The organism is Flavobacterium sp. CBA20B-1, assembly GCF_028473145.1.
In the GTDB taxonomy this organism is placed as follows: domain Bacteria; phylum Bacteroidota; class Bacteroidia; order Flavobacteriales; family Flavobacteriaceae; genus Flavobacterium.
In genome coordinates, this window is record NZ_CP092370.1 from 1,783,849 (window position 1) to 1,807,100 (window position 23,252).

Annotated in this window: 23 protein-coding genes and 2 pseudogenes; 14 read left to right on the forward strand and 11 right to left on the reverse strand. The window is 34.7% G+C overall.

Translation table 11 applies throughout. The features are described from left to right. Positions 1–5: 5 nt before the first annotated feature. The 3 genes from MG290_RS08865 to MG290_RS08875 are packed head-to-tail and all read right to left on the reverse strand — an operon-like array spanning position 6 to position 2,127. Positions 6–923, reverse strand: coding sequence for a glucosaminidase domain-containing protein (locus tag MG290_RS08865; RefSeq protein ID WP_264560965.1), 918 nt, complete (start codon positions 921–923; stop codon positions 6–8). Next, a complete protein-coding gene (locus tag MG290_RS08870) occupies positions 920–1,804 on the reverse strand; it encodes a 1-aminocyclopropane-1-carboxylate deaminase/D-cysteine desulfhydrase (protein WP_264560966.1) in 885 nt (294 codons plus the stop codon). The genes MG290_RS08865 and MG290_RS08870 overlap by 4 nt, the downstream gene beginning before the upstream one ends. Continuing rightward, positions 1,801–2,127: a hypothetical protein gene (locus MG290_RS08875; RefSeq protein ID WP_264560967.1), complete on the reverse strand. Its 327-nt coding sequence runs from the start codon at positions 2,125–2,127 to the stop codon at positions 1,801–1,803. Before MG290_RS08875 ends, MG290_RS08870 begins: the two co-directional genes overlap by 4 nt. Before the next feature lie 188 nt (positions 2,128–2,315). Here MG290_RS08875 and MG290_RS08880 point away from each other — a divergent pair, with 188 nt between their 5' ends. Continuing rightward, positions 2,316–4,481 carry a urocanate hydratase gene (locus MG290_RS08880; protein WP_264560968.1) on the forward strand — a complete coding sequence of 722 codons (2,166 nt, stop codon included), beginning with the start codon at positions 2,316–2,318 and terminating at the stop codon, positions 4,479–4,481. 6 nt (positions 4,482–4,487) lie between these two features. Then, entirely contained in the window at positions 4,488–5,021 is a 534-nt protein-coding gene (locus MG290_RS08885) for a DUF4136 domain-containing protein (RefSeq protein ID WP_264560969.1), read from the forward strand. A gap of 57 nt (positions 5,022–5,078) precedes the next feature. Here MG290_RS08885 and MG290_RS08890 read toward each other — a convergent pair whose 3' ends face one another. Then, positions 5,079–6,437, reverse strand: a complete 1,359-nt coding sequence (locus MG290_RS08890; protein ID WP_264560970.1) for a saccharopine dehydrogenase family protein — start codon at positions 6,435–6,437, stop codon at positions 5,079–5,081. 95 nt (positions 6,438–6,532) lie between these two features. On the opposite strand from MG290_RS08890, the gene MG290_RS08895 reads away from it, so the two are divergent. The 7 genes and pseudogenes from MG290_RS08895 to MG290_RS08925 form a co-directional block, all read left to right on the forward strand. Next, entirely contained in the window at positions 6,533–6,922 is a 390-nt protein-coding gene (locus MG290_RS08895) for a DUF423 domain-containing protein (protein ID WP_264560971.1), read from the forward strand. 63 nt (positions 6,923–6,985) lie between these two features. Beyond that, on the forward strand, positions 6,986–8,599 hold the full coding sequence (gene pckA / locus MG290_RS08900; RefSeq protein WP_264563193.1) for a phosphoenolpyruvate carboxykinase (ATP): 1,614 nt from the start codon (positions 6,986–6,988) through the stop codon (positions 8,597–8,599). Between the two features lie 135 nt (positions 8,600–8,734). After that, complete coding sequence (locus MG290_RS08905) at positions 8,735–9,307, forward strand: YceI family protein (RefSeq protein ID WP_264560972.1); 573 nt, start codon at positions 8,735–8,737, stop codon at positions 9,305–9,307. Positions 9,308–9,492: 185 nt separating this feature from the next. Next, positions 9,493–10,062, forward strand: a complete 570-nt coding sequence (locus tag MG290_RS08910; protein WP_264563194.1) for a bacteriocin fulvocin C-related protein — start codon at positions 9,493–9,495, stop codon at positions 10,060–10,062. A gap of 105 nt (positions 10,063–10,167) precedes the next feature. Then, positions 10,168–10,467 (forward strand): DUF1573 domain-containing protein, encoded by a 300-nt coding sequence (locus MG290_RS08915; protein WP_264563195.1) that lies wholly within the window; start codon positions 10,168–10,170, stop codon positions 10,465–10,467. Then, positions 10,464–11,318 carry a TlpA family protein disulfide reductase gene (locus tag MG290_RS08920; protein ID WP_264560973.1) on the forward strand — a complete coding sequence of 285 codons (855 nt, stop codon included), beginning with the start codon at positions 10,464–10,466 and terminating at the stop codon, positions 11,316–11,318. Before MG290_RS08915 ends, MG290_RS08920 begins: the two co-directional genes overlap by 4 nt. Before the next feature lie 91 nt (positions 11,319–11,409). Continuing rightward, positions 11,410–12,921, forward strand: a pseudogene (locus MG290_RS08925) (IS1182 family transposase); the annotation flags it as partial. Positions 12,922–13,153: 232 nt separating this feature from the next. Here the strand turns inward: MG290_RS08925 and MG290_RS08930 are convergent. The 5 genes and pseudogenes from MG290_RS08930 to MG290_RS08950 form a co-directional block, all read right to left on the reverse strand. After that, a pseudogene (locus tag MG290_RS08930) lies at positions 13,154–13,471 on the reverse strand (elongation factor 4); the annotation flags it as partial. A gap of 21 nt (positions 13,472–13,492) precedes the next feature. Continuing rightward, positions 13,493–13,825 carry a hypothetical protein gene (locus MG290_RS08935; RefSeq protein WP_264560974.1) on the reverse strand — a complete coding sequence of 111 codons (333 nt, stop codon included), beginning with the start codon at positions 13,823–13,825 and terminating at the stop codon, positions 13,493–13,495. Positions 13,826–13,842: 17 nt separating this feature from the next. Further along, the gene (locus tag MG290_RS08940; RefSeq protein WP_264560975.1) at positions 13,843–14,040 is read right to left on the reverse strand and encodes a hypothetical protein; all 198 of its coding nucleotides are present in this window, start codon (positions 14,038–14,040) and stop codon (positions 13,843–13,845) included. A 67-nt stretch (positions 14,041–14,107) separates the two neighbouring features. After that, positions 14,108–15,682 (reverse strand): S41 family peptidase, encoded by a 1,575-nt coding sequence (locus MG290_RS08945; protein ID WP_264560976.1) that lies wholly within the window; start codon positions 15,680–15,682, stop codon positions 14,108–14,110. Beyond that, positions 15,675–16,121: a deoxycytidylate deaminase gene (locus MG290_RS08950; protein ID WP_257500112.1), complete on the reverse strand. Its 447-nt coding sequence runs from the start codon at positions 16,119–16,121 to the stop codon at positions 15,675–15,677. The genes MG290_RS08945 and MG290_RS08950 overlap by 8 nt, the downstream gene beginning before the upstream one ends. Before the next feature lie 221 nt (positions 16,122–16,342). Between MG290_RS08950 and MG290_RS08955 the strand changes: the two genes are divergently transcribed. Further along, complete coding sequence (locus MG290_RS08955; protein WP_264560977.1) at positions 16,343–16,792, forward strand: tellurite resistance TerB family protein; 450 nt, start codon at positions 16,343–16,345, stop codon at positions 16,790–16,792. 32 nt (positions 16,793–16,824) lie between these two features. Here MG290_RS08955 and MG290_RS08960 read toward each other — a convergent pair whose 3' ends face one another. Together MG290_RS08960 and fbp are read right to left on the reverse strand one after the other, a co-directional pair. Further along, a complete protein-coding gene (locus tag MG290_RS08960) occupies positions 16,825–17,586 on the reverse strand; it encodes an SIMPL domain-containing protein (protein WP_264560978.1) in 762 nt (253 codons plus the stop codon). A 72-nt stretch (positions 17,587–17,658) separates the two neighbouring features. Further along, positions 17,659–18,654, reverse strand: a complete 996-nt coding sequence (gene fbp, locus MG290_RS08965) for a class 1 fructose-bisphosphatase (RefSeq protein WP_264560979.1) — start codon at positions 18,652–18,654, stop codon at positions 17,659–17,661. A 168-nt stretch (positions 18,655–18,822) separates the two neighbouring features. Here fbp and MG290_RS08970 point away from each other — a divergent pair, with 168 nt between their 5' ends. The 4 genes from MG290_RS08970 (at position 18,823) to MG290_RS08985 (ending at position 23,251) form a co-directional block, all read left to right on the forward strand. Continuing rightward, positions 18,823–20,076: an aspartate kinase gene (locus MG290_RS08970; protein ID WP_257500117.1), complete on the forward strand. Its 1,254-nt coding sequence runs from the start codon at positions 18,823–18,825 to the stop codon at positions 20,074–20,076. A gap of 95 nt (positions 20,077–20,171) precedes the next feature. Continuing rightward, on the forward strand, positions 20,172–20,765 hold the full coding sequence (locus tag MG290_RS08975) for a hypothetical protein (protein ID WP_264560980.1): 594 nt from the start codon (positions 20,172–20,174) through the stop codon (positions 20,763–20,765). Positions 20,766–20,923: 158 nt separating this feature from the next. Then, positions 20,924–21,481, forward strand: a complete 558-nt coding sequence (locus MG290_RS08980; RefSeq protein ID WP_264560981.1) for an autotransporter outer membrane beta-barrel domain-containing protein — start codon at positions 20,924–20,926, stop codon at positions 21,479–21,481. Positions 21,482–21,727: 246 nt separating this feature from the next. Further along, positions 21,728–23,251: a carbon-nitrogen hydrolase family protein gene (locus MG290_RS08985; RefSeq protein WP_257500120.1), complete on the forward strand. Its 1,524-nt coding sequence runs from the start codon at positions 21,728–21,730 to the stop codon at positions 23,249–23,251. The last annotated feature ends 1 nt before the right edge of the window (position 23,252 follow it).

Consider the following 23,252-nt stretch of genomic DNA (forward strand, 5'->3'; position numbering starts at 1 on the left):
ATTTTTTATTGAATTCTTATAGTTTGTCCAACCGATATGGTGTTGCTAGACAAGTTATTGATACGTTTTATTTCATCTACAGACGAGTTGAACTTTTGACAAATGCCATACAACGTATCCCCTGCTTGCACAGTGTAAGTTTGTGCTTGACCTATGAATTTTGTTGCTACAATTTCTTCTGCTTTTTTTACAGCAAACGCGTGGTTTACACCTAAAACTTTTTGATCAAACTCATACAGTTTGTAGCGTTCAATAATATCTATTAATTTTTGTGGATAACGGGGATCGGTTGCGTATCCGGCTTTTTTCAAACCATTTGCCCACGCATGATAGTCGCTTTTATCTAATGTGAACAAATTTTTGTAGTACACTCTATTGGCTAAAAACTCTGAATGGTCGTTGTACGAATCCATTGCCGAGGCATATTTTCTAAAACATTCATTGGCTTTATCGTCAGAGTGTGAAACGGTTTCGCCTGTCCATTCTTCTTTGCATTTAATTCCAAAATGGTTATTGGCAGTTCGGCACAATGTTCCATTTCCTGAACCCGATTCTAAAATACCTTGTGCCAGTTTTATACTTGCAGGAATTCCGTAAATTTTCATACTTTGCATGGCGGCATCGGCATACAAATTAATATAATCTTCGATGGTGTTTTTTGAAACATGGATCTTAGAAGTGGCAACTAATGTTTCGTTTTGCTGTTTTTCAAGTAATGGTTTTGCAGGTTTTGCAGGTTTGGTTTCCGCTATGGGTGCTTGTTCTTTTTTAACCTCTGATCGGGTTTTCACCACCACCTTTTTCTTTTTATCATCACCATTTCCGTATTCTTTGGCAATCTTTTCTCTTACTTTGGTTGAATGTGCTGCGTTGCAACTCATTAAAATCAATCCTGTAAATAGTACAGATAAAACTTTCTTCATATTTCAGCGATATTAGATTGAAGTCCTTGCAAACCTCCCGTATGAATTATTAATATTTTTGAATCAGATTTAAAATAACCTTTTGATATTAAATCGATTACACCAAAAAATACTTTCGATGTATAAACAGGATCCAAAGATATTAAATATTTTTTAAAAAATTGTTTCATAAACTGTTTCAAATCATCATTTATCTTTGCGTAACCTCCAAAATGATAATCAGTTACCAAATTCCACTGGCTGTTTTTGGCGTGTTTTTTTATATCTTCTTGTAAAAAATCGCCTTTTAAAGCCGGAAACCCAATGGCTTTTTGATGCGGTTGTAAACTGTTGATGATGCCCGAAATGGTTCCACCTGTCCCTACGGCACAACAAATAATATCGAACATTTTATCTTCTGAAGTTAAAATTTCTTCACAGCCTTTTACCGCCAAATCATTGGTGCCACCTTCCGGAATCAAGTAAAAATCTCCGTATTTTTGCTTCAAATCTGCCAGATAAGCCCCGTTATTTTTCTCGCGATATTGTGTTCGGGTTACAAATTGAAACTGCATGCCGTCTTTTTCAGCTTTTTTTAATGTAGGGTTTTTGGTATATTTTTCTTGCAATTCTTCGCCACGAATCACGCCAATGGTTTCAAAGCCAAAATCACGCCCAGCTGCCGCAACAGCTGCAATGTGGTTAGAATACGCTCCGCCAAAAGTTAGCAACTTTGTAAAACCCAAACGTTTTGCTTCTTCCAAATTATATTTCAGCTTGCGGAATTTATTGCCCGATATTTCAGTGTGCAATACATCTTCTCTTTTCACATAAACCTCGATCCCAAAATTATTCGGAATAGTTATTTTTTGGTTAAAAGATGCTTGTTGTGGCTGTATCATAAATAATTTAAAAAAGAAAAGAATTTTCGGTTGGCAAGATAATCTGCATTCGATTCGTTTGCATAAGCTTCTCGTTCAAAAGAGATGTTTCGGTACGCATGTCTTCGATTTCTAAACTGAATCAATCTGATAAAAAATTCAAATCCATACCAGATAAAAAAAGGAAGAATCAATAATTCTATCTGCTGGCGCAAATGTATCTTTTCGTGATTTACAAAGGTTTTATGTGTACGAAGATATTTTTCGCGCGCAAAAATAAACGGATAAACAGTGATCCCTGAAAAACCCTTTGGCACCCAAAATTTAGAAATGATTAATCGCATAGGGCAAATTTATTATTTTTTGTGAGATGATGGATGTATGGCGATGGATGTTTAATGAATTGATAAACATAGTTATTTTAGTTTCAATTGAAAACCGCTTAAATCACTAAAATCAAACCAATTTATTAATTACCAAACATCTATCACACCCTCGGGAAAAACAAAAAATATTCACTAATTTTGTAATCATGAAGAAAGAGTTAATTGAAGGTGAAGATTACTATCTTTCGGATAAAGGTTTCAGAATTTTTACCGAAAAATATCTTTTAAATCGCGGGCACTGCTGCATGAGTGGATGCAAACACTGCCCTTACGGATTTAGTAAATTAATCGATCAAATTAAGAAAAAAACAAAACCAAGAACTATGACGTTTCAAGAAGAAATTCTTCAGGGAATTCCGGCACAATTGCCACCAAAAGCATTATACGACGCTACCATTAATCACGCACCAAAGCGTAAAGAAATATTATCGGCAGAAGAAAAAACACTGGCATTACGCAATGCTTTGCGCTATTTTGAACCGCAACATCACAAAACGCTGATTCCCGAATTTAAGGAAGAATTAGAAAAATACGGTAGAATTTACATGTACCGTTTTCGTCCGAAATACCGCATGTACGCTCGAGATATCAACGAATATCCAGGAAAATCATTGCAGGCAAAAGCCATACAAATGATGATTCAGAACAATCTGGATTATGCCGTGGCACAACATCCACATGAATTAATTACATATGGTGGTAACGGAGGCGTTTTTAGCAATTGGGCGCAATACTTGTTAACCATGAAATATTTGGGCGAAATGACCGATGAGCAAACCTTGGTTATGTATTCTGGTCATCCAATGGGCTTATTTCCATCGCACAAAAATGCACCAAGAGTAGTGGTTACCAACGGTATGATGATTCCTAACTATTCTAAACCCGACGATTGGGAAAAATTCAACGCTTTGGGCGTAACGCAATACGGACAAATGACTGCCGGGTCATACATGTACATTGGTCCGCAAGGAATTGTGCACGGAACCACAATTACGGTTTTGAACGGTTTCAGAAAAATTGGTAAAGAACCAAAAGGCAACTTGTTTGTAACATCTGGATTGGGCGGAATGAGTGGTGCGCAACCAAAAGCCGGAACTATTGCTGGCTGCATCACGGTTTGTGCCGAAGTAAATCCAAAAATAACGAAAATTCGTCACAGCCAAGGTTGGATTCATGAAATTATTGAAGATTTAGACCAATTAGTCGACCGTGTTCGCAAAGCACAAGCGGCTAAAGAAGTTGTTTCTATCGCATATTTAGGAAATGTGGTGGATGTTTGGGAAAAATTTGATCAAGAAAACATACATATCGATTTAGGATCGGATCAAACTTCCCTGCATAATCCTTGGTCGGGTGGCTATTATCCCGTGGGAGTTTCGTTTGAAGAAGCCAATAAAATGATGGCCGAAGAACCTGATTTATTCAAAGGAAAAGTACAAGAAACGTTGCGCAGACACGCAGCAGCCATCAACAAACACACCGCAAAAGGCACCTACTTTTTCGATTACGGAAATGCCTTTTTACTAGAAGCTTCGCGTGCCGGAGCCGATGTAATGAATCCAAACGCAACTTTGGGTCGTGAGTTTAAATATCCATCGTATGTACAAGATATCATGGGTCCCATGTGTTTTGATTACGGTTTTGGCCCATTCCGTTGGGTGTGTGCAAGCAACAATCCAGAAGATTTGAAAAAAACCGACGATATTGCTTGTGAAGTTTTAGAAGAAATGATTAAAACCTCGCCAGCTGAAATCCAACAGCAAATGAAAGACAATATTCAATGGATTCGCGGTGCACAAGAAAACAAATTGGTGGTGGGTTCGCAAGCACGTATTTTATATGCCGATGCCGAAGGAAGAACCAATATTGCCAAAGCGTTTAACGATGCTATTAAAGCAGGAAAAATTGGTCCGGTTGTTTTAGGTCGCGATCATCATGATGTGTCTGGAACCGATTCTCCTTATCGTGAAACTTCAAATATTTACGACGGTTCTCGATTTACAGCCGATATGGCAATTCACAACGTGATTGGCGACAGTTTCCGTGGGGCAACTTGGGTTTCAATCCACAACGGTGGTGGTGTTGGCTGGGGCGAAGTAATCAACGGTGGTTTTGGTATGCTTCTTGATGGTACTTCAGAAGCAGAACAACGCCTCAAATCGATGCTTTTCTGGGATGTAAACAATGGTATATCTCGCAGAAGCTGGGCACGCAACGAAGGCGCTGTTTTTGCAATTAAACGTGCAATGGAAGCGGAACCTTTATTAAAAGTTACATTGCCCAATTTAGTTGATGACAACCTATTAAATTAAGATATTATGAAACTATTAAAACTTTTACCCGCACTCTTGTTGTTTGTACTGGCATCTTGCAGTTCTGTTCATGTACAAACCGATTATGACAACACTGTGAATTTCAGCACATTTAAGACTTATGCTTATATGAAAAGCGGTGTTGATAAAATGAATATTTCCGATTTAGACAAGAAGCGTATCTTGAAAGCAATTGATGAAGAAATGGCCATAAAAGGATTCACTAAAAGTGAAAATCCCGATTTGCTGATTAATTTGTTTACCGATGCAAAACAGATTGTAAACGTAAACAGTTTCTACGGAGGCTGGGGTTACGGAATGTACCGCCCGTGGGGATGGAATCCGTGGATGATGGGTCCGGGTTATCAATCGGTATCTACATCAACCCAAGGAATTTTGTATATTGATGTTTTAAAAGCTGACAATAAGGAGTTAATCTGGCAAGGAAAAGGAACTGGTTATCTAACCCATAAACAAAGCAAAAAAGAAGAACGCATCAAAGAATTTGTGTCAAAAGTTTTAGAAACGTTTCCGAGATAAAACTCATATAAAAAAGCCTCGAAAAATAAAATTTCGAGGCTTTTTTATACCATTTGCTTACATTCCGCCGTCATAAGGAACTTCTTTTTCTTGAAAAATAATTCCAAAGGTTTCTAATTCTTTTAAAACAGGTTCGTAAACTTCTTTTGTAATAGGCATTTGCACACCCGGTGTGGTGATTTCGCCGTTCAATATTTTTAAGGTTATGATTCCAACGGGCAAACCTACTGTTTTTGCCATTCCTGTTAATACCGCATCTTCGCCCAAACATACCATGGTAGCATCTATTTGAAGCGTTTCGGCAACATTAGGCATGGTGTAGCCAAACTTGTGATACATTACAATCATGTCTTTATCATCGGGTTGCAAGGTCCATTTTTCTGCAAGAATTTTTTCAATAACCTGCGCCGGAGTGGCATTTTTCAATCCTACCTTTTTATCGTTATTAAACAAATCCAAAGCTACAAACTTGTCCCAAACCGTATCGTCTTGTTCCACATTTAAAGTCAAACGGAACTTCACTTCCACAGAATCCGTCGGATGGTAGTACAAAAATGAATTGATAAACTCGCGATAGGTCATGTTTTCTGAATCTTCAATCGTGTAGGTATCATCTGTCACGCCCAACTGCACCAACATATTCCACGCACGCGAAAAACCTACCCTGCGCATGGTTCCTCTATAAATGGTATGTGCTTTCTCTAAACCATAAGCTTCGCGATAACCTAAAGAATCGCGGTTTGCATAGGCTTCAAATCGGCCAAAACCTTCGATTTCTAAAAATTCGGTACGTTTAAAAATACGTTGATAGGGTATATATTTATAAGTACCTTGTTGCAAAAACTTTGCAGCACCACCTTGTCCGGCAACCACCACATTACGAGGGTTCCACGAAAATTTGTATTTCCATACATTATCATCTGATTCTGGAGCAACCAAACCACCGCAAAAACTTTCAAAATGTACCGGATTGCCGCCTTTTTCACGAATCTCGTCTAAAACTTTCATGGCACTCATGTGGTCAATCCCGGGATCTAATCCACATTCGTTCATAAAAATCAACCCTTTTGCTTTCACCTCGGCATCCATTTCCTTTAATTCATTTGAAATATAAGAAGCCGTTACCAAATGCTTCCCGTAAGTTAAACAATCGGCTGCGATGATTGGGTGCAAAAAAGCAGGCATCATAGAAATAACCACGTCGGCTTTTTCGATTAATTTGGTACGTTCTGTATCGTTATTAAGATCTAAAGAAACGGCAAATGCATTGGGGTTGTCTGCAATCTTTGCTTGGATCGATACAATGCTTTGATCGGCAATATAAAGTTTAAATTGATGGGTTTCTGTGCGTTCTAATAAATATTTAATTAAGGAAGATGTGGATCTACCCGAACCAAACAACAATATATTTTTCATTAATTATGATTTTTATCGTGCTAAAAGTACTAAAAAACCATTGAACAGAAAACCGCTTTATCAATAAAAAGTGTACATTTGAAAAAAATACTAAAATGACTAAAAAATTAGTAACTTTAGCTACTTTTTTTGGATTTGTAGCGATAATATTAGGAGCTTTTGGCGCTCATGGTTTAAAAAAAGTTTTATCGGCAGAACAGTTGGTAAGTTTTGAAACTGGTGTGCGCTACCAAATGTATCACGCTTTATTTTTGCTACTTATTGCACAATTAAACGTGCTAACCGAAAAAAACAAACGCACCATTGGAATTTTTACCACCATTGGCATTTTTTTGTTTTCAGGATCGATATTTTTGCTTGCCACACAGCAATTATCAGGTATTAATTTTAGCTTTTTAGGTCCTATCACTCCCGTTGGTGGTTTATTTTTAATTGTAAGTTGGTTTCTCACTGCTTTTTATTCAATGAAACAAAAAAGCAATTAATAAAAAAAATTATAAATTTATTAGTAAGTTTGTATGCAAATTAAAACAACACAAGATTTAAACATGAAGGTTTCAAAATCAATCGATTTAGATAAGTACGGAATACAAAATGTAGCAGAAATAATTTACAACCCTTCGTATGACGAATTATTTAAAGCAGAAACAAACCCCAATTTAAAAGGTTTTGAACGCGGGCAGGTATCAGAACTTGGCGCTGTAAACGTAATGACTGGTGATTTTACAGGTCGTTCTCCTAAAGATAAATATATTGTAAAAGATGCGGTGACAGAAAACACTATTTGGTGGACTTCTGACAATGCTAAAAACGACAACAAACCTATTTCGCAAGATACTTGGGAAGCATTAAAACAAAATGCTGTGACTGAGTTATCAGGTAAAAAACTATATGTGGTTGATGCTTTTTGCGGTGCCAACGAAGACACTCGTTTAAAAGTACGTTTCATTATGGAAGTGGCTTGGCAAGCACATTTTGTAAAAAATATGTTTATTCGCCCAACAGAAGCTGAATTAGAAAACTTTGGCGAGCCTGATTTTGTGGTAATCAATGCATCTAAAACTTCGTTTAAAGATTACAAAGCACACAACTTAAATTCTGAAGTTTACATTGCATTCAACTTAACCGAAAAAATGCAGTTAATTGGCGGTACTTGGTACGGTGGTGAAATGAAAAAAGGGATGTTCTCTATGATGAACTACTACTTGCCATTACAAGGAATTGCTTCCATGCACTGCTCTGCAAACAAAGGAAAAGAGGGAGATGTGGCAGTTTTCTTTGGTTTATCTGGAACAGGAAAAACCACTTTATCAACAGATCCAAAGCGTGAATTGATTGGTGATGACGAACACGGATGGGATAATGACGGTGTTTTTAACTTTGAAGGCGGATGTTATGCCAAAACAATCGATTTAAGCAAAGAACACGAACCAGAAATTTTTGCAGCTATTAAACGTGATGCATTATTAGAAAATGTAACACTTGACGCAGAAGGAAAAATTGATTTCAAAGACGGATCTGTAACACAAAACACTCGTGTTTCGTATCCAATAGATCATATAGAAAATATTGTAAAACCGGTTTCTAAAGCAGGTCACGCTAAAAAAGTAATCTTCTTAACTGCAGATGCTTTTGGAGTGATGCCTCCGGTTTCTAAATTAACACCTGAACAAACAAAATACTATTTCTTATCAGGGTTTACAGCAAAATTAGCAGGAACAGAACGTGGCGTTACACAGCCAGAGCCTACTTTTTCGGCTTGTTTTGGTAAAGCATTCTTAAGCTTGCACCCAACAAAATACGGTGAAGAATTGGTTAAGAAAATGGAAGAGCACAACGCTACAGCTTACATGGTGAACACTGGTTGGAACGGTACCGGAAAACGTATTTCTATTAAAGATACTCGTGCTATTATCGATCGTATTTTAGATGGATCTATCGAAAATGCAGAAACTACCATTGTTCCGATTTTCAATTTAGCAGTTCCAACAGCTTTAGAAGGTGTTGATACCAACATTTTAGACCCACGAAACACGTATGCAGATGCAAGTGAATGGGAAACGAAAGCTACCGATTTAGCGCAATTGTTCGTAACAAATTTCGAAAACTATACAGATAACGAAGAAGGAAAATCATTGGTTGCGGCGGGTCCACAATTATAAACTTCATTCAAATTTTAAATAAAAAGCTCAACAATTGTTGGGCTTTTTTTATATTAAATCATTTCTTAATCTACATTAACGGTTCTCTATTGCTATTGTTCTACATTTGTTTTACACAAAATTAAAAAGCAGATAATGAAAAAGATAGCCCTATTTTTTGTTGCAACTCTATTTTCGGTAGCATCATTTGCACAAACAAAATATAATGTTGATGCATACCATTCGTTCTTGAATTTTTCGGTTGGTCATTTAGGAATTTCGTTTGTAGATGGCAAAATGGATAAATACCAAGGTTCTTTAGAAATGAAGAATGAAGATATTACTTCTGCAAAATTCAATTTCACAATCGATGCAAGCTCAGTAAACACAGGTGTTGATGCTCGCGACAATCATTTACGTTCGGCAGATTTCTTCAATACCGCAAAATATAACGATATTAAATTTGTATCAACATCGGTTAAAAAAGATGGTAAAAACTACAAATTAAACGGAAACTTAACCATTAAAGATGTTACAAAGCCCGTTACTTTCGATTTGGTTTACGGCGGTTTATTGAAAGATGACGGCCAAGGTAACCAAAAAGTAGGCTTTCAAGCTACTACAACAATAGACCGAACGGCATTTAACATCAATTATGACCCTACAGGTATGGGTATTGCAAAAGAAGTAAAATTCATTGTTCATTTAGAATTCACTAAAGCAAAATAATTTTTTCATAGTAAGTAAATAAATAAGTAAACAACAAACAACCAGAAAACGCATCAAGCAATTGATGCGTTTTTTATTTGGATATTATATTATATTATATTATACTTGTTAAATATTAATTCAAAATTAAAAAAGTATAAAAAAACATTTTTAATTATGTGCAGTTTATTACTGTCTAATTCTTTATTTCTTGTTCCAATGAAGAACAAACAACAAGTGTTGACCAAGCAAAAGTAGAGTTTGTAACGCAGTCAAAAAACAGTGGAGTTACAAAAGCTGCTTATCGATTATTAACCCCAGAAGAAAAGTATTTTATTTGGAATGAAAGGATTGATTATATTATAGCGAATGAAGATTTAACAACAGAACAAACTGCTTTTATGAATGAATTGAAAGTTGATCTAAACAGTAATGTCTTTTTACATAACTCAACAGATAATATTTCATTTAAAAGTAAATATGATAATAGTAAATTAGAAATTTTTCATCCTATACAGGGCTATTACTATTTTGGAACATTAGCTAGTATGGTAGATAATGGAGAATGGTCATCAATATCTGCAGAAGGTGCAGCAAGTTTTTATGATAGTTTAGTTTTTTCTCCTGGCGATCCTAATGATGGAAACTATTGTACATGTAATCAAGGTTCAATAGTTAACCCTGATTGCGAAACAGACTGTCCATCAGGTGAACAAACGAATGATTGTGGATTTCTTTGGCTTTGGGTATGTGATGGGTATATGCCTGTAATATAATATACATAAAATGATAAAATTATTTTTAAATATTTTCTTTGTACTATTTTCATGTGTGTTTTTTATTAGCTGTAAAGAGGAATCGAAAAAAATAAAAAAACTGAGATTTTTACAAATAAAGAAATAAATCTAGGAACTGTATCTAAAGAAGATACAGTTCTCTTTAATATAGAAGTTGTTAACCCTATGAATGAAGATTTAATTATAAAAAAAACATCATCAAATTGCGGTTGTACTTTAGTGAATATTAAAGATAGTATAATTAAACCAAATAATAAAACACAATTAAAAATGGAATTTATTCCAGGTTTAAATAGAAAAGGGAATCTGTCACAAGCAATTGTAGTAGAAACTAATACGGCGGAATCTCTCCATGAAATTATTATTAAAGCTAATGTAGAATGAAACAATTTTCAAAACCTCAATTTATACTATTAAGTATTGTTGTATTAATTGTAATGATTGGTTCAGGGTCTTTTTTACATACATTGTATAGGTTGTTTTTAACAAGTGTATTTTTCTTGTTATCATCGTTTTTTTTATTTAGTAAATCGCCTTTTTCTAAAAAAACAACCTCAATAATTATTTTCCTACCTATATTATTGCTATATACAAGTATGTATATTTATGACTTGTTTTATGACGAAGGTTTTATTGGAAAGCCATTTTTTTGGAATTATTTATTGGTTGCGGTTTTGGTATACGTAAATAATGTTTATAAGATTTCTAAAACTAAAATAATTGCTTTTTTTATACCTTTCTGTCTAGTTTTAACAGCTTATGTATATTATTCAAGGACAGAGAACGAAAAAAATAAAATTGAAACTTCACAATTAAAAAGGGTTACTTTTTTAGACGAAAAAGGGAATGAAGTTCCATTAAATTCTTTTCAAGGAAAATTAACTTTATTTGAATTTTGGACTACTTCATGTGCTCAATGCCCTGAAAGTATTTCTAAATTTCACGAGTTAGCAGAACAATATAAATCAAACAAAAACATTGATTTTAAAGTTGTTAATATTAATTTAGGTAAGCGCCATAATGAAAAAATATTTAAAAAAATAGAGTCAAGTATTACTTTAGAAAAGCTATATGCAAGCGAATTAATTTTCAAACAACTGAATTTTAATGTAGCACCGACTGTACTAGTTATAGATCCGCAAGGTAAAATTGTTTATTTTGGTTATCCAAACTTCAAAAAACTAACTCGGAATTATTTACCAAACATCATTGAAGAAGAGTTAACTAAAATGTAACAAAAAGAAGCTGTCCGAAAAGTCGGACAGCTTTTTTTTGTTGTATTTTTTCTCCAAAATAATTATCTTAGAGTTGCACAAAAAACCAACAATGGCTAAGGTAGTTTTTAAAAATCAAACAGGCAATAGTCCTGAACTTTTTCCGATTAATATTTTTGATAAAATCCCTAATAATCACCCTGTTCGATTAATCGAAGAGGTCGTTAACTCGTTGGATATTAGCAATATAATTAAGTTGTACAAAGGAGGTGGTACCTCTGCATATCATCCAAGAATGATGATTAAAGTGTTGTTTTACAGCTATTTGTCAAACGTTTATTCTTGCCGGAAAATAGCTAAAGCACTCACCGAAAACATCTATTTCATGTACATTTCGGGCAACTCTACGCCTGATTTCCGAACCATTAACGACTTTCGAGGGAAAATATTAAAAAATCATATTCAACAACTATTTGCCGAAGTAGTGAAAATGCTGGTTGAAATGGGCTATGTAAGTCTTGATATTCAGTACATTGATGGAACAAAAATCGAAGCCAAATCGAATCGTTATACTTTTGTTTGGAGAGGTTCGATTGAAAAATACAAGGAAAAATTAGAAGTTAAAATCAACACGATTCTTTCAGATATCGAAAGTGCTATTCAGTCTGATAATCAAGAAATTAACAAAGAAGAATTACCTAAAAGCATCAATTCGGAAGAACTTCGGGAGAAGCTATCGATCTTGAATAAAAAGCTGAAAGAACCCACTAAAAAACAGGCAAAAGAGCTACAAAAACTTCAGGATGAGCATCTTCCAAAATTAGAAAAATACGAAAAAGACCTAGAAACTTTAGGCGATAGGAATTCTTACAGCAAAACCGACCCTGACGCTACTTTTATGCGGATGAAGGAAGATCACATGAAAAACGGACAGCTTAAACCGGCTTATAATACGCAGATTTCAACTGAAAATCAGTTTATTACCCACGTTTCCATCCATCAAAAACCGGGGGATACCACGACTTTGGAATCGCATCTTGATGGTTTTGAAAATCTCTATGGAAAACAAAGCAAAGATGTGGTTGCCGATGCAGGTTATGGAAGCGAAGAAAATTACGAAATGCTTGAAAATAAAAGCATTAAAGCCTACGTGAAGTACAATTATTTTCACAAAGAAGCGAAACGGACGATGAAAAATAATCCGTTTTTGGTTCAGAATTTATTCTACAACAAAGAACAAGATTTTTACGTTTGTCCGATGGGTCAACGAATGGAAAATGTTGGCAAAGGAAAACGAATTTCGAGCAACGGACACGAATCGCAAGTGTCTTATTATCAGGCAAAAAACTGTAATAATTGTCCGCTTCGAGAGCAATGCTTCAATGCAAAAGGTAATCGCAGAATAGAAGTCAATCACCGGTTGAATGAGCTTAAAGAAAAGGCTCGAAATTTATTAACGAGCGAGAAAGGGCTGGAACATCGCAGTAAACGCCCTATAGAAGTAGAGGCTGTTTTTGGGCAACTCAAGCACAATAATGATTTTAATAGATTTACATTCAAAGGCTTAGAGAAAGTAGAATTAGAATTTCTACTGATGGCTCTTGGACATAATTTTAGAAAAATGGTGGCTGTAGCAGTTGCGGGAAGAAAAACGGTATTCAAACGCCGTATTTTTGGTTCTAAACTTGTCATTTTTGTCGAATTTAGATGCTATCAGCGGTCTTTATTTCAAAAAAAGCAAGAAATTAACTTTAGTGATGATGTTGAAAAGTTAGTAGTATAACAAAGAGGCTATCCTTTTTGGACAGCCTCTTTTTTTTATATCTAAAAGCTATAAACTAAAAGTTTACAACTCATTAATCATTCAATTTTAAAACAGCCATAAATGCCGATTGTAGTATTTCTACGTTACCAACCTGGCGCATACTTTTTTTCCTGCTTTTTGTTTTTCTAACAATTTACGTTTACGCAAAATATCAGCACCATAACATTATGCAGTAACATCCTATCGCAACGCTTTAATGGTTTCACGCACAATAATTTTCGCTCAAATGACAACCTTAATAGGAATATCGAATTGCTGACGAGGGATCAATTCACGCAGTTTTTCGCACATTTTTTTAGATAGGATACGCATTATCTTCGTGAATTAAGGCTGAAAACGCATCAAGCAATTGATGCGTTTTTTTTCTTCTTTATTCCCTAGGTAACTCGCGCATATTTTTAACAAAGACACCGTTTTCAAAAAAGAATAAATTCCCTATTGTTTTATCTTTTGCATATCTGTCTAGACCTTGTAATTCATTTTCAAAATAAGAAACATAGCTTCTAAAGCGAGATTCTTTAAAGTAATGACTATCTATAACATATAATTGCGAATCATATATTTCTTGCAAAGTATAATCTAAATTGGCATAACTTACCATTACCAGAAAAAGTTTGTAATTGTTTTTTTGAGCCCAATTCTCATAAACATATAAAGGTTTACAAAACTCAGACGAGCAACCACTTGCAAATGTATAAACCAATGCTTTAGGATATTTTTTTATTTCAGTGCGTAATTCAACTGGATTAATAACAAAAATGCGGTTTTTTCTACAGGTTGGTTGGGTTTAAAAGAAACAATCATTGCTTTGTGTTGTTCTTTTAAATTATTATAATCGTCTGAAAAGCCGTTTACGATAATCAATCCGCATGAATTCAGAACGAATAAAAAAGGCAATAAATGAAAAAATTTTTTCATATAACTGTTTGATTGTTTCCTCAAATATATAAAAATGACTTTTTCAATAAACCCGAAAAAAAACACCTTATTGCAAGGTGTTTATTTTTTGTATCATGGGGTCTTGTTGTAAAATCCAGTGGTAATATGCATTATCGTCGTATAATTGGTACACGTATTCGGCAACCAAGTAAAACATGATATTGTTTTTATGACGGTCTAAGTTAAATGTAAGTCCACTTGCTTTTAAATGTGCTTTTAACTCATTAAAATATTTTGGATTGTTGTAGATACGCTCTGCTAACTGTTTGGGCGATAGTTTTTCCAAAACAGCACGTTCTTTTTCGATTTGTTCGAAAACGTAGTAGCTTACCAACGATGTTTTCATTAAAAGCTGTATAGCATCTTCCCCGTGTTTGTTTTTTAACGGCACAAAAACATCTGGAACAATACCACCACCTCCAAACACAACTCTGCCTTTTATTGTTTTAAATTTAAGGCTGTCTGCTAAATGAATACTGTCTTTGGAATACAACTCACCTGATTTGAAACGGTTGCTTAGATCGCTATTGTATTCATCTAGTCCATCGTTGTAGGGTTTTTGAATCGATCTACCTGAAGGCGTGTAATAACGCGCTGTGGTCAACCGAACGGCAGATCCGTCGCCTAAATACATTTCGCGTTGCACCAATCCTTTTCCATAAGAACGTCGGCCAACGATTGTTCCCCGGTCGTTATCTTGAATGGCTCCGGCAATAATTTCGCTTGCAGATGCCGAATTTTCATTGATAAGAATATATAGTTTTTTATTAGTAAACAGCCCTTTGTTTGATGCTTTGGTAATTTTTACATTACCTTTTTTGTTTACTGTTTTCACAATGATTTCGTTTCCGTCTAAGAAATCATCAGCAATTTGGATAGCCGGTTCCATATACCCGCCGCCGTTTTCGCGCAGGTCTAGCACCAACTCATTAATCCCTTGATTCAACAATGATTGCAAGCCGTTTTTAAATTCGGAATAGGTGGTTTCTGAAAATCGGTTTATTTTAATATAGCCCGTTTCGCTATCAATTTTTATAGCAGTATCCACGCTTTTTAGAGGCACTTCACCCCTTGCAATTTCAACATCAAAGGTTTTATTGGTAGATTTTCTATAAACTTTTAAAAGTGCTTTTGTGCCGGCATTTCCTTTTAAGAGGTTTACGATAGAATCGTTGGAAAGACCTTGATTGAACAATTGCACCTTTTCGGCATATAGAATTCGGTCGCCCGGTTTTAGCCCTGCTTTGTCTGAAGGACCGCCTGGCAAAGGTTTTACAACTGCCAATGTATCGTTTAAAATATGGTAATTAATTCCGATACCTACAAAGGAACCTTTCATCACGTTTTGAACCTCATCAAATTCTGATTTTGAAATATAGGTAGAGTGTGGGTCTAATTGCGAAAGGATATTGTTAACCGTCATATCGATAATGGAATCGGTATTTACGTTGTCCACATATTCCTGCTCAATCAAGTCGATAAGTTTGTTTAGCTTCACGCGCCCTTTTTCTTCTTTAACAGAAAAGGGGGCACCGTTTTTAGCAAAAAATCCGCCTAAAACAATACCGGCTGCCAAGGAACCCATTGTTATTAAAGGCCATAAATAATTTTTCTTACTCATACAACAAAGAGCTTAAATCTTCTATCTGAACCACTTCCACTCCAGCTCTCTTTAAAAAATCGATACCAGCTAAATCTTTATAACTATTTTGATAAACCACACGCACAATACCTGCTTGGTGGATTAACTTGCTGCAGTCTTTGCAAGGACTCATTGTAATGTAAAGTGTTGCATTATCGCACGATTGCGTAGATTTGGCAACTTTTAGAATGGCGTTGGCTTCTGCATGTAGCACATACCATTTGGTGGTTCCTTCTTCGTCTTCACAACAGTTCTCAAAACCCGATGGCGTACCGTTATATCCGTCGGATATAATCATTTTATCTTTAACGATAATGGCACCCACTTTTTTTCGCTGACAATAAGATAACTGCCCCCACTCTTTTGCAATTTTTAAGTAGGCTTTGTCATACTTATTAAGCTTTGTTTGGTTTTTCATATATTGAAAAAAGGAACTATTTTGTTTTTTTTAACAGAAATTGGTAGTGCAAAATTACATAAAAAAAACAATTCTAAAAATTTAAACGAAAGATATATTTGGGTATTTAAAATATTTTTATAGCAAGAGAAATGTATTAAAATTATGATAAATGTAAGAAAATAATTGCATATTTTTTATTTTATAGTTAAATTTAGTAGGTAATTTTAAAATAAAAATATATGTCGTATCAGGATATTTATGATAGCGGATTAAAAGAAAGAAATAAAGGTCATTTTGCATCGATTGTACGCATTGCTTTTAGCGATGGAAAATACACGGAAACGGAACGCCAATTCATTGAAGCATTGGCAAGTAAACTGGATATTACAGAAGAAGATTTTAAATCGATTTTAGAAGATCCAACAAAATATCCCGTAAATCCTCCTTATTTACAAGAGCGACGCATTGAGCGCTTGTTTGATCTGGCGCATATTGTGTTTATTAACCATATTTTGGGTCCTGAACAGAAAGCCATTTTGCAAAAATTTGCATCGGCTTTGGGATTTGTAGGCGATATTCGGGCTATTACCAATAAAGCGCTTAGTTTGTTGGTAATGGAATACAGTTTAGAAGATTTTAAGTTGGAAATGGATCTTTACATTAAAACAATAAGTGAAAAAGCGAGTTGATACTCGCTTTTTTTATAATCTGCTTATTTTATTTATTCTAAGAAAAACACAATGGTACTCACCACTCTTGCTTTTTGCATATAAGGTTCTTTGGGGCTTTCCGAAGGTTCTGCACCTTCGCCATCGTAATATCTATAATTACCCACAATAGAAATTTGTCCTTGTGATGCCGTTTTTATTTTTCCCAATTGCGCCTGTGAGTCGTTTGCAAATTGCTCCCCTGCAATCCGGGCGTTTTTTGTACTTTCTGCTATTAACTTTGGCTTTATCGTGTTTAGCTCGGGAAAGGTGTACGCAACATATATTTTTGATGTTAGATCCTTACTAATTAAATCAAGCTCTATTTTCGATGCTTTACTTTCCAGTTCTTCAACTTCATTAGATTTTATTGAAAGGCTTTGTGCGGCTGTGTATCGATCAATTTTGATTTGAACTTCTTTGCCATCACGCCATTCGCTGGAATAGTATGTTTGGCGATCGGTAACATTCAAATTGTTCACTTTTATTGCATCTTTTGCATATCCAATACTTTCCAAATAAGCTATAACGTTGTTTTTTTTAACCTCTGTTTGGTTGATAACGCCTTTCAAATCATCGCCCGAAAACGAAAAACTTAGTGTAACCCAAGCAGAAGTGGCTTTCATTTCCATTTCTGCAAGTCCTTTTACGGCCACAACGCGGTCTTTGTCGCTAAATGTTTTAAGTCCTTTAAATATAAAAAAGCCTAACGAAAAAAGACCTATTATAATGGCCACGCTTAAAATTACTGCTTTTGATATACTTTTGTTTTCCATGATTTTTCTGATTAATCTTCTTGCTAATTTACAAAAAAAATAGTCTGAATTTCTTCAGACCATTTAATATTTTTACAAATAACTTTCTAATTTATCAACCATATTTTTACTTCCGCAGAAAATTGGCACGCGCTGATGCAATTCGGTAGGTTCAATTTCTAAAATTCGTTGGTGCCCGTCGGTTGCTTTTCCGCCCGCTTGTTCAATAATCATGGCAAAAGGATTACATTCATACAATAAACGCAACTTTCCGTTTGGTTTTGATACTGTTCCGGGATACATATAAATACCTCCTTTTAAAATATTTCTGTGCACATCGGCTACCAAACTACCAATGTATCTACCGCTGTATGGTTTTTTGTTGGAATCATCCTTACAAAAAGAAATATAATCTTTTACCCCTTGCTGAAACTGATTGAAATTTCCTTCGTTAACAGAAAATATAGAACCGTTATCACTTATTTTCATATCGGGATGCGATAAAAAGAACGTTCCCAAAGATGGATCTAACGTAAACCCATTTACACCATTGCCGGTTGTGTAAACCAACATGGTACTAGAACCATAAATCACATAACCCGCTGCCACTTGGTGAATTCCTTTTTGAAGAAAATCGGCTTGGGTAACTGGTGTTCCTGGTTCTGAAATACGGCGATATACTGAAAAAATAGTTCCAACAGAAACATTCACATCTATATTTGATGAGCCATCTAAAGGATCCATCAGCAACACATATTTATTATTGTTGTTGCCATCGGCTCCGCAAACGGTAATAAAATCATCGTTTTCTTCCGATGCAATTCCACAAACAATTTCGCGGTTAATAAGCGTTTGGATAAACACTTCATTGGCAAAAACATCTAACTTTTGTTGCTGTTCGCCTTGAATGTTTTCGCTTCCGAAGGCTCCGGTAATATCTACCAAACCTGCTTGGTTTACTTTCTGCGCCACAATCTTCGATGCCAAACGAATAGAGTTCATTAACCGAGATAATTCACCCGAAGAATACGCAAAATCCTGCTGTTTTTTTATTATAAATTCACCTAAAGTAGTATATCTTTCTTCCATTTTTTATTGTAAAACTGGTACAAATATCGGTAAAATGTAAATATAAACCCATTTCTTTTAAGTTTTTTGCAATGTAGTTATTGTTCAATGAAAACGGTTCATTATTTTTGCCGCAAACAAACAAAACAATTCTATTTTTTTTATGAACCTAATTTACTAATAAGCAAAATGAAAGTATTCAAATTTGGTGGTGCGTCTATCAAAGATCCGCAAGCAATTCGCAACGTGTTACATGTATTAAAAACCGTTGGTTTCAACAATAGTTTAATCATTGCATCGGCAATGGGCAAAACCACAAACGCCTTGGAAGATGTGGTGAATGCTTATTTTAAGAAACCCGAAGAGCTAAAAAACGCCCTACAAATTGTTTCTGATTACCATTTAGAAATTCTGAATGAATTGTTTGAAAATAAAAGCCATTTGGTTTTTGACAAAGTACGTGTTTTATTCGTAGAAATGGAGTTTTTCCTTTCTACCAACAAATCGCCCAATTACAATTTTGTGTACGATCAAATTGTTTCGTATGGCGAAATTATTTCTACTACCATTTTAAGTTATTTTTTTAACGACCAAAGCATTGAAAATATTTGGATTGATGCCCGTAATTTGATTAAAACCGACACCACATACCGCGATGGTTTGGTAGATTGGAAAGCAACCGAACAAAATATCACCAATCAATTACAAGGCAAAAAACTCTATGTAACCCAAGGTTTTATAGGGTCTGATCCCAATCACTTTTCGGTTACTTTAGGCAGAGAAGGTTCTGATTATTCGGCAGCGATCTTTGCTTATTGTTTGAATGCCGAAAGTGTAACCATTTGGAAAGATGTACCGGGTGTTTTAAATGCCGATCCAAGATATTTTGAAGACACTGTTTTACTGAATCAAATTTCGTATCACGAAGCTATTGAATTGGCTTTTTACGGCGCATCGGTCATTCACCCAAAAACCTTACAACCCTTACAAAGAAAAGAAATCCCCTTGTTTGTAAAATCGTTTGTAAACCCAACCTTGCCGGGAACATCGGTTTCTAAAGGTGCCGATTTAGAACCTCACACTGCGTGTTTTATTGTAAAGAAAAACCAATTACTTATTTCTATTGCTTCAAAAGATTTTTCATTTATTATGGAACATCAAGTAAGCGATATTTTTAAATTGTTTGCCGATCAACACATAAAAGTAAATGTTATACAAAATGCGGCAATTAGTTTCACGGTTTGTGTGGAAGATAAATTTGGCAACTTTGAACACATTTTAGAAGATTTAGACAACAATTTCAAGATTACATACAACGAAAACGTATCACTTTATACCATTCGACATTTCACGCCCGAAGCTGCTGAAAAAGTAATTGCAAACAAAGCAGTGCTTTTGCAGCAAATTAATCGCGAAACCATGCAAATTGTTATAAAAGAGTAATTTTTACCACAGATACACAGATTAGTATCATGAATATTCACTTTAAGACAAGGTATTTATACCCTGACGAACTACGAATATTAAACACCTTGAAATTGCAGAAAGAAAAAGAAAAAAGCAGTAAAATTAAACTCCATCATTTTATTGCAGCTACAATTTTGGGAATAGTTTTAATATATATTTCTTTTAGAATTGCTGATAGTTTTTGGCTTTTCCTTTTAGGAACAACTGCCGTTTTACTATTTGCATTTGTCTTTTTTGTACCATATGAAATCTACAAAAAAAGAAAAAAATGTAAGTCATTTTTAGAACAACTAAATACAATTATAGTCAAAGGAACGGTTGACACTTGTCTAATTACTGCTAAAAAAATTGCAATAGCACCAGAGTATGATGACGAGAGCGACTTATACATTATTGAAATTAATCAAAACGAAGTTTTATACTTATGGGATACTGAATACAACCTAAATAAAAAATTTCCTTGTTTAAAATTTGAAATATATAGTGAGGTCTTTTTCAACCTTACGAATAGACAAATTTATCAATTAAGTGAAAAAATTCAGCCAATGCAAATCGACAAAAAAGCAAAGTGGAATTTCATAAAACAAAATGGTGCACCAAAACATTTAGAAATAGAAAAAATAAACTTCGACAAACTATTTGAAAAATACAACAATTGTAAGTAACAGAAGAATTTAAAACAAAGAGTTTTATACTCTTAAATCAGATACGATATAAAAATTAAATCTATTAAAGCTACAACTTTTAGTAGTTTTTTAGTTTTAACAAAATTTTGGCACGCAATTTGGTTTGACCCAAACAAATCATAAAACAACAAAATAGTATGAAAAAATTAGTTTACTTATTTACTTTATTTTCGGCAGCTGCCTTTGCCCAAGAACAACAAAAAGATGTGGTCACCATCTCTGCAAACTACAATTTTTCTGAACCTACACAATACGGTGTTAGCTTAGAATTCACGAAAGAAGCCAGAAAAGACGAACGTTTAACATCGCGCTTGTTGAATATTAGTTACGGACAATTGGAATACGACAACAATTATTTAAAAAGTACCGGAGAAGGATTTGTAGTTGAATTGGGTAGCCGCACCTATTTTAAGAAAGGAGTTCGAGAAGGTTTCTATGCAGAAAACTTTATTACACACGGACAAATTAAATTCGACGAAATGATCAATGGGGAAAATTTTGAAGGAAAGTACAGTTTCTGGAGTATTTTTAACCCCAATCTTGGATACAAAATACATCTTAGCAAAAATTTAAGCATCGACCCATCGGTTGGTTTCAACTGGAAATGGGAAGTGCGTGGCAAAGGTGGCATCGATAACCGTCATTTTGATAACTTTGTGTTTAAAGCTGGTGTGAAGTTGGGCTACACGTTTTAAGGGTTACTTTAAAAAGCTAAAAAAAGTCTGTATTATTAAATGATGCAGACTTTTTTGTTTGTAAGCTGTTTACTTATTTTGAGAAATAGATTACAAAACTCCTTTCAATTACCTATAAATCAACTAATTCAAATATTTTTTTAAAAATTAAAGTCTTTTTACAGTTCCAAAGTCAGATTATTTTTAGTTTTATTTAAGAAAAAGTTGCTGCTTTTTTTTTATCTTAAAAAAAATTTTTTGAAAAAAATGCAAATTAACAAAGTTGAACTACGAAATTTAGAAATTGAAGATTATATTGGTTTAAAGAACTCTATGCTGCAAGCATACGAAGAAGGTGTAGATGATCCGTATTGGAAAAAAGAAGAAATTCGCCGATTATTAAAGATTTTTCCTGAAGGGCAAATCGTTATTGTAGTAGATGATGTTGTTGTGGGCGCTGCTTTGTCGCTGATTGTTGATGAAAGTGTTGCTCTTTCAAACCACAAATACAATGATATTATAACCGATGGAAAGTTTAATACACACAATCCTGACGGAGAAGTTTTATATGGAATAGACGTGTTCATTCACCCCAATTATCGTGGTTTGCGACTAGGAAGACGTTTGTATGATGGACGAAAAGAATTGTGTGAACAGCTCAATTTAAAATCGATTATTTTTGCCGGCCGCATTCCAAATTACCATAATTATTCCAAAGATTTAACTCCAAAGCAATATCTTGAAAAAGTAAAAACAAAGGAAATTCATGATCCTGTTATTTCGTTTCAGGTCAATAACGATTTCCACATTAAAAGATTGCTTCGCAACTATTTAGAAGGCGATCGCGATTCGCGTGATTATGCCGTTTTGCTGGAGTGGAACAATATTTCATACGATAAATCACCTGTATTAATCAATACCAAAAAAAGTGTGGTTCGCTTAGGTTTAATACAATGGCAAATGCGGCCTTTAAACAATTTAGAGGAATTTTTTGATCAGGCAGAATTTTTTATCGATGCCGTTTCGGGTTATGAAAGTGATTTTGCCACATTCCCTGAATTGTTTGTGGCACCTCTTATGGCCGATTACAACCATTTATCTGAATCGGAAGCCATACGTGAACTAGCAAAATATACCGATACCATTCAAAAACGTTTTCAAGAACTCGCCATTCAATACAATATCAATATCATCACAGGAAGTATGCCGTATTTAGATGAAAATGTTCTTTATAATGTAGGTTTTTTGTGCAAACGCGATGGATCTTCCGAAATGTACCGAAAAATACATATCACACCAAACGAACGATTATATTGGGGAATGCAGGGCGGCGATGTGATACAAACGTTTGATACCGATTGCGGAAAAATAGGTATTATTATTTGTTATGATGTAGAGTTTCCGGAACTTTCCAGACTAATGAGCGATGATGGTATGGAAATTCTTTTTGTTCCCTATTTAACCGATACGCAAAACGGATACACCCGCGTGCGTAGTTGTGCGCAAGCTCGTGCTATTGAAAACGAATGCTATGTGGCTATTACCGGTTGTGTAGGAAACCTTCCAAAAGTAAATAATATGGATATTCAATACGGGCAAGCAGCCGTTTTCACTCCATCTGATTTTGCTTTTCCAAATAATGGTGTCAAAGCCGAAGCTACACCAAATACCGAAATGACGTTGATTGTTGATGTGGAATTAAATGCTTTAAAAGAGCTACACGAATTGGGAAGTGTGCGTATTAAAAAAGATCGAAGATTGGATTTATATAAACTAAGAAAATTAAAATAAA

Excerpts from the sequence above, each read along its gene's own strand:
- MG290_RS08865 (WP_264560965.1), bottom strand. The coding sequence starts at position 923 with ATGAAGAAAGTTTTATCTGTACTATTTACAGGATTGATTTTAATGAGT.
- MG290_RS08870 (WP_264560966.1), bottom strand. The coding sequence starts at position 1,804 with ATGATACAGCCACAACAAGCATCTTTTAACCAAAAAATAACTATTCCG.
- MG290_RS08875 (WP_264560967.1), bottom strand. The coding sequence starts at position 2,127 with ATGCGATTAATCATTTCTAAATTTTGGGTGCCAAAGGGTTTTTCAGGG.
- MG290_RS08880 (WP_264560968.1), top strand. The coding sequence starts at position 2,316 with ATGAAGAAAGAGTTAATTGAAGGTGAAGATTACTATCTTTCGGATAAA.
- MG290_RS08885 (WP_264560969.1), top strand. The coding sequence starts at position 4,488 with ATGAAACTATTAAAACTTTTACCCGCACTCTTGTTGTTTGTACTGGCA.
- MG290_RS08890 (WP_264560970.1), bottom strand. The coding sequence starts at position 6,437 with ATGAAAAATATATTGTTGTTTGGTTCGGGTAGATCCACATCTTCCTTA.
- MG290_RS08895 (WP_264560971.1), top strand. The coding sequence starts at position 6,533 with ATGACTAAAAAATTAGTAACTTTAGCTACTTTTTTTGGATTTGTAGCG.
- pckA (WP_264563193.1), top strand. The coding sequence starts at position 6,986 with ATGAAGGTTTCAAAATCAATCGATTTAGATAAGTACGGAATACAAAAT.
- MG290_RS08905 (WP_264560972.1), top strand. The coding sequence starts at position 8,735 with ATGAAAAAGATAGCCCTATTTTTTGTTGCAACTCTATTTTCGGTAGCA.
- MG290_RS08920 (WP_264560973.1), top strand. The coding sequence starts at position 10,464 with ATGAAACAATTTTCAAAACCTCAATTTATACTATTAAGTATTGTTGTA.
- MG290_RS08940 (WP_264560975.1), bottom strand. The coding sequence starts at position 14,040 with ATGAAAAAATTTTTTCATTTATTGCCTTTTTTATTCGTTCTGAATTCA.
- MG290_RS08945 (WP_264560976.1), bottom strand. The coding sequence starts at position 15,682 with ATGAGTAAGAAAAATTATTTATGGCCTTTAATAACAATGGGTTCCTTG.
- MG290_RS08950 (WP_257500112.1), bottom strand. The coding sequence starts at position 16,121 with ATGAAAAACCAAACAAAGCTTAATAAGTATGACAAAGCCTACTTAAAA.
- MG290_RS08955 (WP_264560977.1), top strand. The coding sequence starts at position 16,343 with ATGTCGTATCAGGATATTTATGATAGCGGATTAAAAGAAAGAAATAAA.
- MG290_RS08960 (WP_264560978.1), bottom strand. The coding sequence starts at position 17,586 with ATGGAAAACAAAAGTATATCAAAAGCAGTAATTTTAAGCGTGGCCATT.
- fbp (WP_264560979.1), bottom strand. The coding sequence starts at position 18,654 with ATGGAAGAAAGATATACTACTTTAGGTGAATTTATAATAAAAAAACAG.
- MG290_RS08970 (WP_257500117.1), top strand. The coding sequence starts at position 18,823 with ATGAAAGTATTCAAATTTGGTGGTGCGTCTATCAAAGATCCGCAAGCA.
- MG290_RS08980 (WP_264560981.1), top strand. The coding sequence starts at position 20,924 with ATGAAAAAATTAGTTTACTTATTTACTTTATTTTCGGCAGCTGCCTTT.
- MG290_RS08985 (WP_257500120.1), top strand. The coding sequence starts at position 21,728 with ATGCAAATTAACAAAGTTGAACTACGAAATTTAGAAATTGAAGATTAT.